Source organism: Bathymodiolus thermophilus thioautotrophic gill symbiont (assembly GCF_003711265.1).
In the GTDB taxonomy this organism is placed as follows: domain Bacteria; phylum Pseudomonadota; class Gammaproteobacteria; order PS1; family Pseudothioglobaceae; genus Thiodubiliella.
Genome location: NZ_CP024634.1, coordinates 1,513,683 through 1,535,898 on the forward strand (window position 1 = coordinate 1,513,683; position 22,216 = coordinate 1,535,898).

1 protein-coding gene is annotated in these 22,216 nt (G+C 43.1%); it reads left to right on the top strand.

The features are described 5' to 3' along the window. Positions 1-206 precede the first annotated feature (206 nt). Entirely contained in the window at positions 207-22,118 is a 21,912-nt protein-coding gene (locus MS2017_RS05365) for a C80 family cysteine peptidase (protein WP_122951513.1), read from the top strand. Positions 22,119-22,216 lie beyond the last annotated feature (98 nt).

Below are 22,216 nucleotides of genomic sequence, written 5' to 3' on the forward strand. Positions count from 1 at the left end.
AACAAAAGAAAAAAAGAAAAAGAAAAAGAAAAAGAAAAAGAAAAAGAAAAAAGGAAAGAGGAAAACAAGAGTAACTCTACACCAGGAACTATATTTATGACACACAACCCTTCTTACAAAAAAAATATAAGTTATTATAGAAACACAAGTTATTATCAAAAACCCACTTTTAACCCTCTATATTCACCCACAAACCCAAGGCTCCCATGGGCTCCGTAGTAAACATATTCAGATCCGTTGTCGACAGCATTGTATACTTTGTAACCGGCAGTTATGTTGGAGATGATGGCGATAACACACTAACTGCGCTTGGTTTTGCCGTATGGGGGGATGGTGTTTATATGCATGGGGGGAATGACACGGTCTATGCTGCCAGTTTAAAGCTTGATGTTTATGACACTTGGGGAGACTTGAGTATTTATGGTGCTGCTGGCCTTATGAATATCAATAAAAGCGATTGGGGCAATATGTCTGTGACGGGTCTTTCTGGGGCAATGACTTTGCGACATACGGGTCGATCGGGCAATATTAATTTTGATGGTGCAGCGGCAAGTAACGATGTGTATCGTCATGGCAATACAGGCAATATTTCATTTTTAGGTATTGGTATTTCAAATAGGGTAATCAACGATGTCAAGTATGGCAATATTGATTTCACAGGTGCCGGTATGTCGAATGTGGTGGAACGACGAGGTGGAGAGCGTGGCACTATTCATTTCAAAGGTGCTGGTGCGTTAAACAAAGTGACCAACACTGCCAACCAAGGCAATATTTATTTCAGTGGCATAGGTGCTTACAACAAAGTAGAACGACGAGGCATTTCAGGCAACATTGTTTTCACAGGTGCAGGCTTTTACAACAAAGTGACCAATATCACGCACCAAGGCAACATTAACTTTAGAGGCATTGGTGGATACAACAAAGTAGAACGACGAGGCGGATACAAAGGCAATGTCTTCTTCAAAGGTGTAGGCATAGGTAATCATGTTATCAATACAGCCGAATATGGCAACACCGACTTTATTGGCGGTGGTGGTGCCAATGTTGTCAAACATTCTGCCAATGGCAACCTTTCGTTTAAAGGCATTGGCATTATCAACAAAGTTGATCACACAGGGGATTATGGCAATATGACCTTTATAGGCGGTGGTGGTGGTAACTTTATTACCCGTTCTGGCATAAAAGGCAATGGAGATTTAACCATCTTGGGTGGTGGTAATATCGTTACTTGGTCAACAGATGGCAAATTAAAAGCAAAACTCGGCGGCTTCCGTTTAAACAAAATAGACAGATACGGTCGTGGCGATACAAATTTAATACTTATTTCTCTAGGCAATATCGTCAATGTAGATGTTAGCAAAGGTGATTTAAGTTTGACAGGTATTGGCATAGCCAATATTGTTACCTACAAAGGACACGGCACCTTGAGTGCTGAATTGTTCGGTGGTGCCAATATCATCACCAGAGAGGGCACTGGAGATTCCATACTCCATCTTTTGGCTGGTGCCAATGTCTTCACTGACTTTTCTACAGGCGACATTAGCGGCTCTTTACTCGGCGGTTTGAATGTGGTTACCAAAGACGGCAATGGCGACATTAACATATCTATGTATGGTGGTGGCAATGTCCTTACCCACATCGGCGATGGCGATATTCAAACCAGAATGCTTGGCGGTGCCAATGTTATTACCAAATCAGGTAATGGCGATATAATAGCCCTGTTGTTCGGTCTTGCCAATGTTGTTACCCACATCGGCAATGGCAATGTTTATTTACTTATGCTAGGCATAGGCAACATTGCCACCAAAGTCGGCGATGGCGATGTTATTGTCGGTATGTTTGGCACTGGCAATGTCCTCACCCATGTCGGCAACGGCATGACTGCTGCATTAATGATATCCACAGGTGCTAACTTTTTCACCAAAGTTGGCAACGGTGCTACATTGGCAGTTATGTTTTCATTAGGGGGTAATATTTTCACCCACATTGGCGATGGCCCAAGTGCTGTATTGATGATAGGGGGACAAGCCAATATCTTTACTAAAATTGGCAACGGCGCCTCAGTCGCAATCATGCTTGCAGGCACTGCCAATGTTTTCACCCATATTGGCAACGGCTTTAGTGCCGCTTTAATGATAGGCGGATGTACCAATGTCTTTACCAAAGTTGGCAATGGCACCACCTTAGCAACCATGATTGGAGGGGGTAATATTTTTACCCATATCGGCAATGGATTCTCAGTTGTATTTGCCGTTGGTGAAGCCAATATTGTTACCAAAATTGGCGCAGGCAATCTAATAACAGCCGCCATCGGTCAAGCCAATATTGTGACCCATATTAATTTAGCAGGCAGCAGCGATGGCAACACCGTTAGCCTAGTAATAGGCCAAGCAAACATCGTTACCCGAATCTCTTCATTGGCAGACTTCAGCGTTACCGTGTCCCCACTTGACGCCATCGTTTCAGACCCCGTTTTAGAAAGACATCGTCTGTTCCCAAGAGGAGACATCTTCTCTGCCCCACAAAAATTCTTAGAATCAGGCTTTGACGCACTCAAAGCCACTGGCGCTGCATTACTCGGTAGCAACAACGAAGGCAGTATGGTCACATTTGCTGTAGGTCGAGCCAATATCATTACCCATGTCGGTAATGGCGCTATGCTAGGTGTTGGCATTGGCGATGCTAATGTCATCAGCAAAGTCGGTCTCGGTCAAACCATACAAGCTGGCATCGGTCGACTTAATATACTCACCTCAGTTGGCGACAACGACAGTTTGCAAATTGGTATTGGCGAAGGCAATTTGATAACCAAAGTCGGCTCTGGCCACAGCGCAATGGTTGCCATCGGCAAAGCCAACATTACCACCAAAGTCGGCGACGGCTTCCATGTCGGGCTTTCCATCGGTAAATTCAATGTCAACACCCTTGTTGGCGATGGCATCGCCGTCAACGCTTTGATTGGTAAATACAACCTCAACACCCGCGTCGGACACGGCGTTAATGTCGCTGTTATGAAAGGCGATTACAACATCAATGTACGCTATGGCGATGGTATGAATGTCGCCTTAGCCGCAGGCAAAGGCAACATCACTGTCAAAATCGGCGACGGCGATTTCTACGGCGCTATGATTGAAATACGCACCAACAAACAAAGCGTTACCGCCAAAATGAAAGCCCTAATGCAAGGCATGCTGTCTAACTTAAAAGAAACCGCCAAAAGTGTCTTAGTCAGCCAAACCATCGGCACAGTCATCAACGGCGATGAAGCAGACACAACCAAACTCCGTGGCACCAGCCACTCCACCCCCAAAACAAAAACCGAGTACACCCAAAATGTAAACTCTGCCAATAAAGACATTGACCAATCACAATACCAAGACACAGACGCCAACGAAGATTCAGATATAGACACCCAATCAAGCAAAGACAAACAAACCGTCAACACTTTAAAATCCGACACACGAGTCAACGAAGAAGACGCCAATCATGACGCACAAACAGTAACAGCCTTTTTAAACAATAACAACAATAGTTTAATACCAACTCAAACTCAAAGCCAAGGACAAGGCCAAGGACAAAGTCAAACACATTCCACCGGACTCGACGAACTAAACCAAAGTGGACAAAGCGATTACCACAACAGTTATACACAATTCGGCAACACCGACAAAATAACAAACGGTGCCAATCAAGACATCGAAAACAGCAAAGGTGGCATTGACAAAAGCAAAAGCAAAACACAACAAGAGCTCAACAATGTCAAACAACGCAACCAAAAGAATCAATTACACCAACAAAAGGAACAACAAGGCGCCAGTCAACGCTTGGGAGATGCCCATCTAAAAAATCAAGAAATCGGCAGCAAAGCCATCAAGCAAAAAGGACCTGCCTTAGTTGCCATGAAAGTCTATCCAACAAGCCAACACCCAGCCACCAAAAGTGTTTTTGAAATAGGCGATAAAGTCATGATTGCCTTAACCATGGACAGAGCCATGAAATACCAAGAAGGCAAAGCAAAATACGCTGCCGACTCCAAGGTCATCATCAACGGCTTGGTCTTCTCCCTTTGTGCCAACAAAGGGTTTGCCGACCCCTCTACCAATCCAGATGAAATCACAGTAAAAAACACACAATTAATCTTTGAACACACCGTCCAAATCAACGATGCCTTTACCCAAGGCAAAAGTTTTGCCATTCAATCCTTCTCCGATCTCATCATCAGTGGCATCTCTGACAACGACGGCTATCCGCCTACTTTTACCAACATCATTTACCCCATCTCACTCAACAACACCATTGCCACTAAATTTGACCAACGCAACTTAAGCGTATCTGGCAATACATTCCAAGGTTATACCATTAGTAAAGAATCAAGCGATGCCTCTTGGAATACCGATGCCTTTTCTCAAGAAAGTTTTGTCGGCGATGGCTATGCCATTTTTACCCTAAACGCCACCTCTGCCAGAAAAGGCTTGATGCTCGGCCTGTCCACCGACAACCCAGACGGCAGTTACAAAACCATTGAACACGCCGTTTTTATTCACAACAACAAAATAAAAGATGTTCGCAACAACAACACCAAATACACCGATTTAAATTATCGCTACCAAGCAGGTGACCAAATTAAGATTGAACGCCACGGCACCACCATTCGCTATTACCACCTCGACCACAACGGCAACACCCTCCGCATACTCGCCACCCAAACCGGCATATCCGCCACCTCAGCACTACACATTGACACCTCCATCAAAGACAAAAACCTTACCCTTACCCATGTAAAGCTAGTCAAGGGACTAAGCAACATAAGCCCATACACCATAGATGTACACGCACCAAAACCCATTGCCGATGCTTGGCACATAAAAGGCGAAACCAGCAACACAGACAATACAGACAACACAAACAACATCCTAACCATTGGCGACAAAATCAAAGTAACCCTCATCTTAAATGAAGCCGTTACCTTAGCCAAAGTTGGCAGCAACAAAATTATGATTGCTGGCAAAGCCTTCTTATTAACCGGTGAAAACAACACCAGCACCAACACCCTAGAATTTGTCTATACCATTCAAGCAAACGACACAATAGGCACCAAAGACTTTAATATCGATAACCAATACGACATCACCCTAACTGATGTTAAAGACACAGACGGCAACAACATCGACTTCAGCAGTATTACCAGCCCCATACAATTCTCCAAAACATCACTTGACACCAATTTTGATATCGGCGGTGGCAACAGAATAACCCGTACCAACGACACTTATGAAAAAACCTCTGGCGCTGGCTGGAATGCCGATGTTACCTCTGCCAAAGGCTTTGTTAACGACGGCTATGTCATCGCCAAAATTGGCGCCCTTGGCAAAAGCATGATGCTTGGACTCTCCAGTGGCGACACCGACAATTCTTACGGCAGCATAGATTATGCTTTGTATGCAGATGGCGGCATCGGCAGTAAGTTTGTTATCTATGAAAATGGCGATCGTAAAAAAGACACCGGTGTTGCTTATGCCATTGGCGACTATATGAAAGTCGTTCGTTCAGGCACCAGCATAAAGTATTACCACATCAAAGCCGCCGACGGCCCCCTTGCCAAAGGCACTTTACTTTACACCTCCAAAAAAACCTCAAATGCCAACACCCAATTGTTCTTAGACAGCGCCTTTCTCAGCGTAGGTGCCAAATTATCAGCAATGCAAATATTCAGCAACAATCATCTGCCATTCTCAGTAGATGTCTACGCACCCAAACCCATCAGCACCAACGCATGGCAAATAGACACCACAACCGCCGATAACAACGGCGTCTTCACCCTCGGTGATAAAATCAAATTAACCCTCACCATAGACGAAGCCGTAACCTTAGCCAAGGTTGGCAGCAACAAAATTATGATTGCTGGCAAAGCCTTCTTATTAACCGGTGAAAATGGCACCGTTACCAACACACTGGTATTCACTTACACCGTTCAAATCAACGACAAAATTGACGCCCAGTACTTTAACATCAGCAACAAAAACGACATTATTCTCAACAATGTCACAGACAGCGACGGCAACAACATTAATTTTGACAGCATCACCTACACCACCCCCGTCAAACTGTCTAACACCTCACTTGACAACAACCTAACCATCAGCAGTGATAAACGCATCACCTTAACCAACGGCGTTTATGAAAAAACCACCAATGCCGGCTGGAACAGCGATGTAACCTCCACCAAAGGCTTTGTTAACGACGGCTATGTCATCGCCAAAATTGGCGCCCTTGGCAAAAGCATGATGCTTGGACTCTCCAGTGACGACACCGACAATTCTTACGGCAGCATAGATTATGCTTTGTATGCAGATGGCGGTATCGGTAGTAAGTTTGTCATCTATGAGAATGGCGATCGTAAAAAAGACACCGGTGTTGCTTATGCCATTGGCGACTATATGAAAGTCGTTCGCTCAGGCACCACCATAAGGTATTACCACATCAAAGCCGCTGACGGCCTCCTTGCCAAAGGCACTTTACTTTACACTTCCAGCAAAACCTCAAATGCCAACACCCAATTGTTCTTAGACAGTGCCTTTCACAGCATAGGTGCTAAGTTATCAGAGATGCAAATATTAAGTGGCAACAAACCCACTCTTTCCGTCGATGTTTACGCACCAAAACCCACTACCAACGCTTGGCACATAGACTGCGAACCCGCCAACAGCAAAGGCATCTTTACCATTGGCGATACCATCAAAGCAACACTCACTTTAGACAAACGCGTTACCCTTGCCAATGTCGGTCGCAATAAAATCGTGGTTGCCGGCAAAGAATTCCTTTTAACAGGTACCAACGGCACCGTTACCAATACCTTAGATTTTACCTACACCATTCAAGCCAACGACAAACTGATTGCCACCAGTATGCGTTACGATGTTCTTTTAACAGGCGTGGTAGATGACAAAGGCAATTCAGTGGATATGAGCAATGCCACCAGCCCTGTTGGACTGAGCAACAAATTGATTGACACCGACCTTGTTATTAACACCAAACCTCTTATTGCCAGTTTTCATTCATTTGTTTTGCCTAACTTGAGCACCATAACACACACTGATGGCGTGTATGAAAAAATCCTTGCAAGCAATTGGAACACCAATATCACTTCCGCCAAAGGCTTTACCAATGATGGCTATGCCATCGCCAAGATTGGCTCCCTTGGCAAACACATGAGAGTAGGGCTCTCAAGTGTCAATACCAACAACAGCACCCATAATATGGATTATGCTTTGTATGTGTCCGACAATACCTTTTTAATCTATGAAAAAGGTCATTACAAAAAAGACACACAAGTGAGTTATGCCGTTGGCGACTATATAAAAATCGCCAGATCAGGCAGCACCATCAAGTACTACCACATTAAGGCAGCTGACGGCGCACTTGCCAAAGGCACCTTACTCTACACTTCAAACAACACCTCAAATGCCAACACCCAATTGTTTTTAGACAGTTCTCTTTATGGTGCAGGTGCCAAATTATCAAACATGCAAATATTTAGTGGCAGTCATGTGGCATTTTCAGTGGATGTTTACGCCCCCAAACCCACCAAGGACGCTTGGCACATCAGTGGTACTGTTAACGACCAAGGTGCTTTTGCCCTTGGCAATGAAATTAAAATAACCCTAAACATCGATGAAGCCGTTACCTTAGCCAAAGTTGGCAGTAACAAAATCATTATTGCTGGCAAAGAATTCCTCTTAACCGGCACCAATGGCACCGTTACCAAAACCTTAGAGTTTGCTTACACCGTTCAACTTAACGACAAAATCAACAGCGCCTTTTTAATTGACAACAAAGACGACATTGTCTTAACCGACATCAAAGACACAGACGGCAACAGCATCGACTTTGGCAACCTCTCTAACGGCATAGACATCACCCCCAACAGCCAAAACCTTGCCCTTAACAACAAAGGACTGGCAACAATCACCACCAACATCACCCGCTGGTATGCCAACAACACCAACAGCAACATTCAACGCATGACCGATGGCAACACCCGTGCAAACGGTGCACTAGATTATGCCACACATCCAAAAAATGCCGATGGCAAACACATCTTATTTGATTTTAAAGGGGTTAATTACAACAACGGCAGTTTTAAGTTGTATAACCGCAAAATCCTAACCAGTAGAATCAACGGCTCAGTCGTTGAGTTCCTCAAAGACGGCGTCGTGGTTTCCATCCGCACCATCAGCGATGCTGGCAATGTTATTGAAATCACCCCCAGCAGCGACATTGTCTTTGATCAAGTCAAACTCACCTTTAATGGCGATTTACAAAACTTCCGTGAAGTTGAAATCTTTGGCAAAAACGCCAGCCTATCAATAGACGCTGGCGCCCCAGAGCCCCTAAAACATAACGCTTGGCGTATCAATAGAGACATTGCCGATAGCGGTGGCGCCTTTACCGTTGGCAATGAAATCAAAGTAACCTTACGCTTAGACGAAGCCGTTACCCTCGCCAAAGTTGACAGCAACAAAATCACCATCGCCAACAAAGACTTCTTTTTAACAGGCACCAACGGCGATACCACCAAGACCCTAACATTCACTTACACCGTACAAGCCAATGACAACATCAACGCCGAAGATTTTAACATCAACAGTAAAAAAGACATTGTCCTAAATGACATCAAAGACACCGACGGTAACAACATCAACTTCAGCAGTATTACCGGCGCCGTCTCACTCGCCAATGCATCCCTTAACACCGACTTTGTCATTGGCGGTAATAATAGAATAACCCACATCAACGGCGTTTACAAAAAAACCGCCAACGCCAACTGGAATGCCGATGTCGCCTCCACCAAAGGTTTTGTTAACGACGGCTATGTCATCGCCAAAATTGGCGCATCCAACAAAAAAGTAATGCTCGGCCTATCAAGCAACAACAGCAACAATTCTTACGACAGCCTAGATTACGCCCTATACGCCGACCCCGGCACCAACAAGACACTTATCGTCTATGAATCCAGCGAACGCATATACTGCACAGGCGTAACCTACGCCAAAGGCGACTACATGAAAGTCGTTCGCTCAGGCACCAGCATAAAGTATTACCACATCAAAGCCGCCGACGGCCCCCTTGCCAAAGGCACTTTACTTTACACCTCCAAAAAAACCTCAAATGCCAACACCCAATTGTTCTTAGACAGCGCCTTCCACGATGTCGGCGCCACATTGTCAGAAATGCAAATATTTAGCGGCAACTATTCAGCACTTTCCATCGATGTACACGCCCCCAAACCCATCACAAACGCCTGGCACACCAACAGCATACCCAACAACAACAGCACCAACGACAACGACAACAACGACAACAGCGACAACAACACCAAAAAAAGCAAAAACATAAGCAAAGGCGTCTTCACCCTCGGCGACCAAATCAAAGTAACCCTAACTCTAGATAAACGCATCACCCTCGCCAATGTCGGCAAGAACAAAGTCATCATTGCCGGCAAAGAATTCCTCTTAACAGGCGTCAACGGCAAAATCACCAACATCCTGGAGTTCGCTTACACCGTTCAAGTCAACGACAAAATTGATACCGCCTTTCACATTAACAACAAAAACAACGACATTGTCCTAATCGACATCAAAGACACAGACGGCAACAACATCAACCTTAGCAAGGTTCCCAACAGCATAGACATCATCCCCAACATACAAAACCTAAGCCTCAGCAAACAAGGATTGGCAACCATCAGCACCAATGTTAGCAGTTGGTACACCGATGACGCCGCCACCAACATTCAACGCATGACCGATGGCAACACCAGTGCAAGCGGTGCCCTAGATTATGCCACACACCCCATGTATGCCGACGGCAAACACATTTTGTTTGATTTTGGCGCAGCCAACTACAGCAACGGCAGTTTTAAACTCTACAACCGTGAAAGTTTCACCAACAGAATCAACGGCTCAGTCGTTGAATTCCTCAAAGACGGCGTCGTGGTACTCAGCCGCACCATCAGCAATGCCGGCAACATTGTCACCATCACCCCCGCAACCTATGTTATCTTCGACCAAGTCAAACTCACCTTTAGCGGCGATGCACAAAACTTCCGTGAAATTGAAATCTTTGGCAAAAACTCAAACCTATCCATCGATTCCGGCGCCCCAGAACCCCTAAAAAACAACGCTTGGCACATCAACAGAGATGTTGCCGACAGCAACGGCGAATTCAATGTTGGCGACGAAATCAAAGTAACCCTAACCCTAGACGAAGCCGTTACCCTCGCCAAAGTCGGCAGCAACAAAATTATTATCGCCAACAAAGCCTTCTTCCTCACAGGCACCAACGGCACAATCACCAACACATTAGAGTTCACCCACACCGTTACAATCAACGACCAAATCAACGCCAAAGATTTTGACATCGACAACAAAAACGACATCATTCTCATCGATGTCAAAGACACACACGGCAACAACATCAACTTCAGCAACATCACCCGCTCCATAGAACTCGCCAACATCCCCCTTGACACCAACTTTAACATTAACAACAGCAACGCCAACGACAACAACAATAGCAACAACATAATCCACACCGGCAACCTCTACGAAAAAACCGCCAACACCGGCTGGAACACCAACATCACCTCCGCCAAAGGCTTTACAGACAATGGCAGCGTTATCGTCAAAATAGGCAGCAACAACAAAGCCCTAATGGTTGGATTGTCTACCAACAACAACAGCGACAGCAACAACAATAATAACGACAACAACAACCCAACAACAAGTTTTGCCATCCACATCAACAACACCGGCAACATCAACGCCGTCTACGAAAACAACCAATGCGTCAAAGAATTCCCCACCGACCAATACCTCTACTCAGCAGGCGATTATCTAAAAATAGAACGAGACAACACAACCATAAACTACTACCTCATCAAAGCCAACGACCAAGCAACCAAAGGCACCTTACTCTACACCTCAAGCCAAATCTTAAGCGCCAACACCAAACTGTTCTCAAACAGCGCCTTACACGACATCGGCGCCCAAATATCCAACATCCAAATGTTTGACGACAACAAATCCTCACTCTCAATAAAAGCCAAAATGTCCACCTCAACAACCAACCCTCTAGGCGACAACGACACCTTCGACCAAACCTCTGGCAATTACCAACTTAACAACAACTCTAGAACAGGCACCTCCACCAATAACAACAACCCCAACAATCCCAATAACCCCAACAACCCCCAAAACACCCAAGAAGAACAAAACACCCAAACAGCACAAAAATGGTTCAAACCCACAATCAATCACCACTTCTTCCAAAACTTACCCTCCCCCCAAAACTTACCCTCCTCCCAAGCACCTCAAATCTTTATCATCACCGGCCTATCCAACGCAAATGTTGACCTAGCAATGCAACTCAAAACAAAACACGACATTGTCATCTACTACAACACCACCACCAACCAAATAGAATACCTCTACGGCCAAGAAAACGACATCGAAGTAACCCGCATAGAATACCACATCATCGCCAACGGCAAATCCATCAACACCCTAGTTGAAGACACCCTCAACAACACCTACACCGTCAACACCGACGACGACCCCGACGACGACATCGACACCCAAGCCATCGTCGCCCAACTACAACAAGCCATCACCACCAACAGAGCCAACACCAGACTCCACGCAAACTGGCTCACCAGACACAGTTTCGCAAAAAGAGGCCTACCCTTCACCCCAACCCCAACAACCCCCAACACCCAACCTAGCACCCAACCCAATACCCAACCCAACCCCCAATCCACCCAAAAAACATCCAAATACCAAAGCAACATCATCGTCCAAAACAGCAACGACCCCACCGTCATCGAAGCAGCCAACGCCTTATTCAACAAACACCCCACCACCAGCATCCTCGTCAAATTCGACCAAAACGGCAACCTCATCACCCTCAAAGGCGCCCCCTACACCCCCACAGGCGACACCCGCATTAACTTTGTCGACCACGGCACCAACCTAAGCCAAGAAGGCGCACAATCACTCGCAAACAAAGCCCAAACACTCCACCAAACCTACAGCAACAGCAACACCAACATCAAACGCATCGCCCTAGTAGGATGCAGCACCGACGGCGCCAACCAAGACCTCACCCGCAACTTCGCCAAGACCATTTATAACAACACCCCCGCACTAAAAAGTGCCGAAATAACCGGCAGACATGGAGATATACAAATCAACCCAGACGGCACCAAGACCATGGTTGTGGGGGGTGAAAAGATGATTTATCAGTGGAATGCTGATTTGGATATCGTTACCCAGCAAACTGAAGAGTCTAAGCGGGTGGCTGAGGTGTTGAGTGGGTTGAAACTGGGTGGTGCAAGTTCCAAAGGCGCATCTGATACTATTGATATAGACAGTATTCCGAATACATTAACCAGTAAAGAAGTCGATACAAGATTCCCTATTGGCTCGGGTATGTATAAAACTGCCTACGATATTGAAAATCAACCTGATTTATTAGTGCTACTATTGGAGCCAAGCTGCAGGGTCTACGATATTGAAGAAGAAGCAAGGATGTTAGAAAAATTAGACTCTCTTGGCGTGAAAACACCTAGGCGCTATAAACAAATCAAATTTGTAGATGAAGCCAATGATGGAACCAAGACTGAACGACACGGTTTGGTTGTGCAAAAAATTAAAGGTGCGCAAGATATGAAATTAACGCGCAAAAGATGGATTTTTGGGAATAAACTGCGAAAAGCACTCAAAAATAGCAACGACAAAACCTTAAAAGATATCGAACATTTGCAAAAAATATTTGCAAAAAACCCCACTCTTTCTGTGTCAGACTTTCAAGGGCTTGTTGCCGAAGATGGTCAATTTTATATTATAGATCCATTGAGTATCGATATGTCGCCTACAAACAGCGGGAACAATGCGACTCAGTCAGATTCTCTACAGACATTTGAACGACATATTCTACAGCACCATAAGCGCTTTACCGACAAAAAGCTCAAACACATTACCTATGTTGACAAACAACTTTGGAAGTCACCCGATAATACACTAAAACAACAGATGCTAAGCGATGCACAAGAAAATAAGAATAGAGTTATTGTTACTTATGACATTGCAACAGGTCGAAAAGAAGTTGTTCATCAACCAAGTAACAGTCAAAATTTGGCTTTTAATACCGTTGAAGTCATCGCCCGTGATAATAAAAACCAAAGTGCTAATCTAGAAAAAGAATGCCTTGATTTCGCCAGGAAACAAGGTTGGAAACAAAGCAATAACTCTATCTTTCGTGTAAACACTCTCAAGGGATACGAAGCCTTAAACCTTAAAAGCAACGGCAAAAATAAATACAACATTATTTTGTCAATTGGCGAAGATGAAATTACCAAGAATGCCGTTGAATCATTATATAAAAAACACCCTGAAAATAGTATTGTTGTGACACTTAACGAACAAGGTGAATTGGTTTTTCCAGGCGGCCAGGAGTTTATACCTGATTCGAGTGTACGAATCAATATTGTTGGGCATCCAGAAGAATTGGAAAAAGTTGGTGCTGAAAAATTAGCAAATTACACTGATGGAATAGCTCAACACTATGATATAGATTCAGTGGACAGTCACGCCTACTTAAATCGTGCTGCCCTAGTGGGTTGTAACAACGAAGATCTTAGCAAGCGTTACGCCGAACAACTTTATACACGAGAATACCTCAGAGGTGCCAGTGTTACAGGCAGATCAGGCGATATGCAAATTAATGCAGATGGCTCTAAAACAATGAGTAGTTCAGACCAAAAAATCATTCATAGTTGGGATTATGAAGATAACAAGACTGTTTGGGCAACAGAAAGCTCTGCGCATATTGGCGAAATTTTAGCAAGTTTAAAATTGGGATTGAGTGATACGCCTTCTACAGATATACCCGATTCATTGAATTATAACGATATAGGTAAGGAGGTTAGTAAGGGCTCCATGAAAACTGCTTATACTTTAAAAGACCACCCTGATCTGTTGTTCTTACAATTAGACGCCAAGGCATCAATAAAAGTCGACAACTTGGAAAACGAAGTTGCCTGGATTAATAAAATGCGAGAACTTGGTATTAAAACACCAAAATACTATAAAACCATTGTTATGACCGATCAAAATCAACAAAAGCACCAAGGGGTTTTAGTTGAACGCATTCCTGATTCGAAACTGGTTAGACCGAATTTTGCTACAACAATGAAAACTGAACGCACAACAAAAAGAACCTTGGATGACATTCAAAATTTGTTGGATAAGTTTGCACAAAATCCAGATTTGTATATTCCCGATTTTCAAATGCTAATGGGTGAAGATGGGCAACTTTATGTTTTTGACCCAGGATCTGCCAAACCGCCAATGGCTCTACCTGATAGTCCTGGCCATCAAGGCGTGAGAAGAATGAATGTAATTGGGCTTAAAGAGTTGAATAAAAAAGCAACAATTTTCCTTGAAAAATTCAATAAAAACAATAGAATGCATGCTATTTTTGTTGATGAAGCATCGCTAAAAAAAGATCCAAAACTTAAAGATAAATTAATAAATAAAGCAAAAAAACAACAAGATCTTACTATTATCAGCTACAACCTTAAAAGTGCGCTTGCTGGAACCACTGTATTGTATCAACCAGATAACCCCCAACCAATCGATAGAATCGAAGTGATGACTGATAAGGACATTCGTCCCCCTAGTCAGCTTGACATGTCTTTTTTAACACAAGATATGTCCAGTGTATCTAATGATATGATGTTTCGTTACAAACCCGTAAAAAGTTTCAGCAACTACCGAACCAATATTATCGTCCAACACGGCAATAGCGATACCGCAATTAAAGCTGCCCAAGACCTTGCTAACAAACACCCTGACAACAGCATCATTGTTCATTTTGATGCTAATAACAAATTAGTCACCGCAGATAATGAGCTTTATACCCCTAATGGCAATGTGCGACTTAGTTTTGTTGATCATGGGGAAAACTTTGTGACAGACGAAAGTGGCATGGATGAATTGGTTGATAAGGTCAAGCAAATTAATGACACTTACGGCAATGAAAATACTTATTTTGAACGCATTGCCTTGGTAGGTTGCGACACCAATAGCGTTAGAAAGGGCTTAACCAAAGACTTTGCCCGTGCTGTTTATAATAACATACCCACCCTAAGAAATGCGGACATTACTGGCAGAACAGGGGAGGTGCAAGTCAATGATGATGGCACCAAAACCATGAAAACAGGGGGTGCTAAAACGGTTTATAGTTGGCGTAATGGTGATATTGTTTCAGAAACTGAAGGTGCCAAAACCACTGCCGATAAACTTAAGAATCCGTTAAGTTTAACAATATTTGATTTTATTTCTGAACGAATATATGAATTAGAGTCGCCAACAGCGCCTGCCAGAACCCCTGCAGAGAGTGAATTTCATAGGATTCTTTTCGGGTGCAGGAACTATGTTGACGCTTTCGACTATAAGGATATGAGTGCACAAGAAAAAATATCTTTCTTTAAAGGGGTAAAAGAAAAATTGAGTAATTTTTCCAATACGGGCACCCCTCCACCTTCGATGCAGGCACATATAGCAACATTTGAAAGTTATGTTGAGGAGGTCATTTCTAGAAACGAGCATCGCATTGAAATGAATGAAAAGTTTCCAGTTAACATTACCAAAGGCAACAAAATACCCGATATAATTCATTATGTTTGGACGGGTGGCGTGATATCTGAGCGTTATTTAGATAACATTAAAGCCATCAAAAGGCAAAATGATAAATTAACCGTACGCCTCCATTACGACCCTGATTCTTTATTAATGAATGAACTTAAGAAAAGAATGCAGACCCATGTAAATAACAATTTAACTGTAGGTGGTAATCGTAGATACGAAGCAATTAAACTTACAAAAAGATTCTCAGATTATTGTGGAGACCATGACTTAAGCAGTGATATCATAAAAGGATTTATGGTTGATGTGTTAGGCGTTCCGATAGCAGAAGTTAATGAGATTGAAGAAAAATCCAACAAATATTGGGGTGACTTTCCTGGGGACAATCCAAATTTAGAATTGGCGCCTATATCATTCGACGACACAGAGTTGCCTGGAATGAAAGAAGCTTACCAATTTGAACTTAAAAATGGATCTATGGCAGGTGCATCTGATGTTGTTAGGTTTTCTGTGTTGCATACTGAGGGTGGTATGTATGCCGATGTTGGGCTGTTGTCTAATCGTTTTAATCAAGATAATTTTTTGTATGATTATATCCAAAAATTCCCTGAGGATGGCTTTACCTATCAACAAACAGTTGATTCACTTCATAGCTCCTACCCCTTAGCGATTAATAATAACTTTCTCGTTGCCGCACCTCATTCTGAATTTACAGGCACTTTGGTTCAGGATATCTCCGAAGCGTATAACAGAATAACTTCTAATGAAGTTGAGCAGGCAAGACGAGGCTATGGAAGCAACCAAGTCCTTGATCAATATAATACTAGCATTGTGCAGCTCAGTAAGTTTTACCTTGACCATGCAAATCGCCTTTCTCTGAAGCCACTTGAAAAACATATTCTTGACACTCAAGGCTCTTGGCAATCAAGTTGGAATACTAGAGGCATTGAATTTATTGTTTTTATAGCAGATACTGAGAAGTTGACACCTACCCAAAGAAGGGCTTTTGTTGATCATATAGAAAAAAATTTAGATGGCTATAACAATGATGCTTACAAGATTGTTGTTTTAGATTCTCATGCTGTTATTGATCCAATAAGAAGAGGGATTATTGAACATATGAATCCATTCTTTACCATACAAGGGGTGCCTTTAAAAGGCGATGGAATATCAATAGATTACCCTGCATTATTTGAAAGAAGCAGGCAGATCGTTGTTTTTGACGATAACAATAATTTTGAGCCTATGCTAACAGATTTTAACGATACAGTAGAGCGCAAGGAACCATCAAAATTTAATAAAGCAATAGAAGATGTTGTGAATGCCCGTTGTTTTCAAGTATTTTTATTTGATGATAGGGCGAATTTCAAGCGAACCATACAAGAGCTTGCGCCAGATATTTCTAGAAAAAATTATGTAGCGTTGGTTTACGATAAATCCAATCAAAGATACGATGTGCTAGATGATCATAATTTTGAGTTCAAAGATGGTGATCGCTTAAAGGTAAATTTCATTGGAGAATTAAATGATTTAGATGATCTTGCCGAAATACAAGGAAAAATATCCTCTGCTGAAAATGCACTTCCACAAATTGATATTAAAAAACATGCAACAGAAACAAGGGTAGTTTTAAGCAAAGACATGAGACCCGATCAAAGTTTATTCAAAATACAAAAAACTTTTTCAGAGGGACCCGATTTTTACACCAATAAAGGCACTGTAGCCATACACGCACAAAATAATGAAGACAAATCTAATGTCACGATACTTGTAAACAATGAGGTTGGACGCATTGCTATACAAGGCAATGAAACATTAACATGGCCAACACTTGAAGAATCCCAAAGAACTTCTTTACAAGGAATAGAAAATGGCGCAGATAAGTCTGACAACGATTCGTTAAATAAATACCATAATATTGTTATTCAATCTTCCGATTCTTGGAGTTTAGCTTCTTATCATTTGGCTTCCGACTCCCATCTTAAAGGTGATACAAGTATCGTTCAAGTTTCAGAGAATGGGTTTAGAACTATATATGGAACACCACTTTCTTTAATTACAGGAGATGTTAGGGTTGGCTTTACATTTGATGATAGTGTTGATATTGTAAACAATATAAGTAGTATTAGCAAAACACTTGGCCCTAATGTAAAAATTAAAGATATACGCCTCATTAATAGAATGAAAATAGATGAATTGAGGAAGGCTAAGACTCAAATGCTCTATGTGGAAGAAGTTTCGCGGGTGGCGAATAGATACAAAGACGCTCAAGTGAACATGCAGCGAAATATGAAAACTGACAATTATTTGCTTCGTAACTATTCATTCGATTTGCCTTATGCGCCTAAATTTCCACGCATTCCTGAAAGAAATATTATTTTTAAAATATCCAATGACAGTAGTGTTGACAAATACGCCAATGTAATGACAATGATGAACCCAAATGACAGCTATATTGCTATACTTAATCCCGCAACAAATGAGGTAAGAGTATATGATTCATATGGCAATATAGTTACTGATGCTAATATACAAGGAGGATATGAAGTCCATGTGCTGGGTCGGGTCTCTGACTTGAAAAGAGTGGGTAGTGAAGGCGTATCTAATCATATTATAAATTTGCAAAAAAGCATTAAGGTAAGGCCAGAGAGAGAAGTTACTATTAGATTAACTCCTTGCAGTACAAAAGATTCAGCAGCAGGCGACTTGTCATTTATTCCAGAAAACTATACACGCAATATAGCTCGGAAGTTATCACGATATAATCAAAATATAAGAGTGGCAAACATGAATACGAATCTTGTGCTTTATACCAATAGGGAGGGTGTAGCAACTGCAATTCCTAATGAAGTCCACCTAGCCGAAACCACCCCCCACCAAGACACCCCTATTCACAACTGGGCCGACTTAAGCCAAGAACAAATCAACAAACTAACCACAGAAGCCCAAAAACCCCAACCCAGCCTAGCCAACCACGACCACCAAGTCCTCATTCAAACCGAAGCCGATGGCAATGTTAGAGACAGCACCTTTAGACTTGCCTCTAAACACCCCGCACAAACCACCATCGTGCAAATGCAAAAAGACGGCACTCATCAAGTGGTTTACGGCCTTGATCTTGAGGATATTACTGGCAAAGTCAAAATGGTGGCTGTGGGTTATGGCAGAGAGAAGGACGGCACACAAACCATGGGCGGCAGAACTGCTGATGAATTAAGTGCAAATATTACCGAACTCAATCGAGCCTTGGCAGGCAATGCAGACATACAACGCATTAGCATCGTTGGCTGTAATATGGAATCAGACAATCCTACTGACAATAACGACAGTCAATATGGCAGAAGAATGGTCGAAAAACTCAGTCAATCAAACATCAAAGCTCCTGTTGCAGTTAGAAGCAGTTATGTTGCTGTTGATGAAAACGGCAGAAAACTAACTTCAAACACAGGTGCAGGCAATTGGATGCACAAAGACAGTGCTGCCAAAACCGTTTACAGTCTTGGCGCAACTGGCGCTGTGGTTAGCAGAGTGTATAACGACGAAGGCACTTTGATTAAATACAATGGTAGACGCTTAAACGAAGACTTGGATAATGACAAAAGCGCACAAGGTACAGAAAATCAAGAAACAAGCGACAAGCACGCTCAAGGACAAGGGCAAGGGCAAGGACAATCAGAATCGGAAACAGAAACAACCAAACAAAAACTAGACGATATCGACAAACGCCAAACTGATTTTGCCAATTCCGTTAACCAAAACAAACTCAGAAGATTACCCAATGGCAACGCCCCTGCCAATAACGACAATGAAAACACCAAAACAGGCGGTATGTCCGCCCCCGCTCTCAATGTGCAAATCGATATCGGCGGTGGCGACCACGCCTCTCTCTTCGGTGGCTCTACCAATGTAGATGTCAAAGTCGGCAACGGCGCACACCACACACTGATGTACGGCAGCAACAATGTTTTAGTCAGCATCGGCGATATAGGCGACAGCAGTCGTTTTGTTGAAATAGGGGGCTATCGTGCATTAGAAGGTGTGCAAATCTTAATAGGCACTAAAAATGTCGTGGTCAACCACGGCGTTAGAAACGACCTAATCATTGCCACCGACCCTTCTTTCCCCATGATTCCATTTGTCAATCCTTTTGACGGCTCTGCCAATATCTTAGGCTCTTTACAAGGTATGGCAGACATAAGCAACTCTGGACAAAACGCCTTATGGAGTTGGAAGAAAACCAAGAAGTTTGCCACCAGCATGAGTTCCTTAGACAGAACCAGCGACACCAACTATGAGAAAATCTTAATCAGTGGCGGTCAAAACGCAGTCTCTGACCGAGGGTTAAAATACGACATAGAAATGGCACTCAACAAACAAGCCAATAACTTTATGCAGCGTGAAAGCAAACGCCAACAAGCAAAGCAAAACTTCAAAGAACACATCAGCAACTTTAGTTTAAACCTCACAATCGGCGGACAAGGCTCCGACATCCTCATTGGCAACGGCAATTTTAGTTTTATGTTCGGCGATACCTTCTCCTCTGTTTTAGACACCACCGTCGCCTCCTTGTTCGGCATCATGCAACAAGGCTACACCTTAGACGGCCAACCCAAAACCACCTTTACTTACACCCCCAGCAATGTCAAAACCAAACTGATTAACGGCATTCTCAACGGAATGGCATCCCAAGCAAAAGACATCACCTTCGGCGACATACTGGGTTACAAATACACCAACTTCGGTCACATCTACAAAGCCGTAGCCAACACCCCCGATTTATCCCTATCAAATTTATTAAAAGAACTCCTAGGCACCGTATCCGACACCTTTAGCAACTCCATTACCGCCTTATCTGAACCAGAACGCATTGTTAAGGCATTAGTCGCTGGAGGAGAATCGTTCAAAGACATGGGTGAAAACACTTTAGATGCATTAGGCATTAAAGACAAAGATAAGGACGATGATGATGACAATAACGACGACGATAATAACAATGATAACGATGAAAACAACAAAGATGAAAACAACAACACAAACACAGGAGACAACGACAGCGAATCCAAAAAGAACAAAAGCAACAAAGCCTTCGGCTTTAGCGGTCTCAAACTCCCCTCATTGTTTAATATGTTCACACCCAATCTAATCAAAACCCTAAGCAGTTTACCAGAACTGGCAGAAACCCTATCCAGCAGCATCTCCACAGACTCTGCCAACATAAAAGACAAAGCACTTGAGCTTTTCTCCGACATTGGCTTTATGTCCAATGACGGCGATTTGTTCTTCAACATAGGTGCCCAAAACTTCGCATGGGGTGGCGACGGCAAAGACCTATTTGCACTCATGGGCACCAACAACAATGTCTGGGGTGGCAAAGGCGATGATGTCGCCTATGTCATTGGCGAAGGCAACACCATCAGCGGCAACCAAGGCGATGACAGCGCCGTGTATGTCGGACAAAACCACATGTTTATTGGTGGCGAAGGCGATGACATTGGCGTTGCCTCAGGTCGCTACAACACTTTGTTTGGCGGTACCGGCAGAGACCAACTTTGGGCATTTGGAGAGGGCGCCTATATCACCGGCAACGAAGGCGATGACTATCTAGTGTCCACTGGCAATTATGGCAAAATTCACGGTCACACTGGCGATGACATCGGCATTTTAATCGGTGCTCACAATGTCATGGACTTAGGCAAAGGTAATGACCACGGCAAAGTATTTGGCAACAAAAACATCGTTTATCTACGCGATGGCAACGACGAACTAGAAGTCGCCAGCCATCAGTCTTCTATTATGGCAAACGCCGGCGATGATTCTTTATATATGCACAAAAACTCAAGCGACAACAAGATTGACGCAGGATCAGGTGATGACTTATTGTATTTAGGCGGCACAGAAAACAAAGTTACTGGTGGCACAGGCGCCGATATATTCATCGTTGGCAACGACAACATCTTTAGCACAATCATCACCGATAAAGACGATTACATCGCTTTTGATTTAGACAGTTATCAAGACACCATGTATTACAAAAGCAACAACAACCTTTTGATTAAACACCGATCGTTAATAAAACCCAACAAAGCCGACAGCGATTACCAAAGCGACAACACCGGCGTTGACATCGCCAAACAATACCGCAACCAAGAAGGCAGCGTGTTAATTGAAGACTATTTTGCCAATAGCAACAGCAATGAAAGCGCAAAAATCTGCATCAGCATTGACACCAACAACGACCGCTATCACTATTTAGACAAGGCACAAATCAGTAAGTTAGTTGAATACATGTCATCCTTTGATTCCTTTGCTGATACCGAAGGTGTGGCTAACTATAAAAGAGAGGTTAATCAATTGTGGTCTGGTGCGAAGGTTGGCTATAATATGCCTGAAGTTATGAAGAGTTTGGCTTGATGAAACAAAAGAAAAAAAAGAAAAAGAAAAAAAGAAAAAGAAAAAAAGGAAAGAGGAAAACAAGAGTAACTCTACACTAGGAACTATATTTATGACAC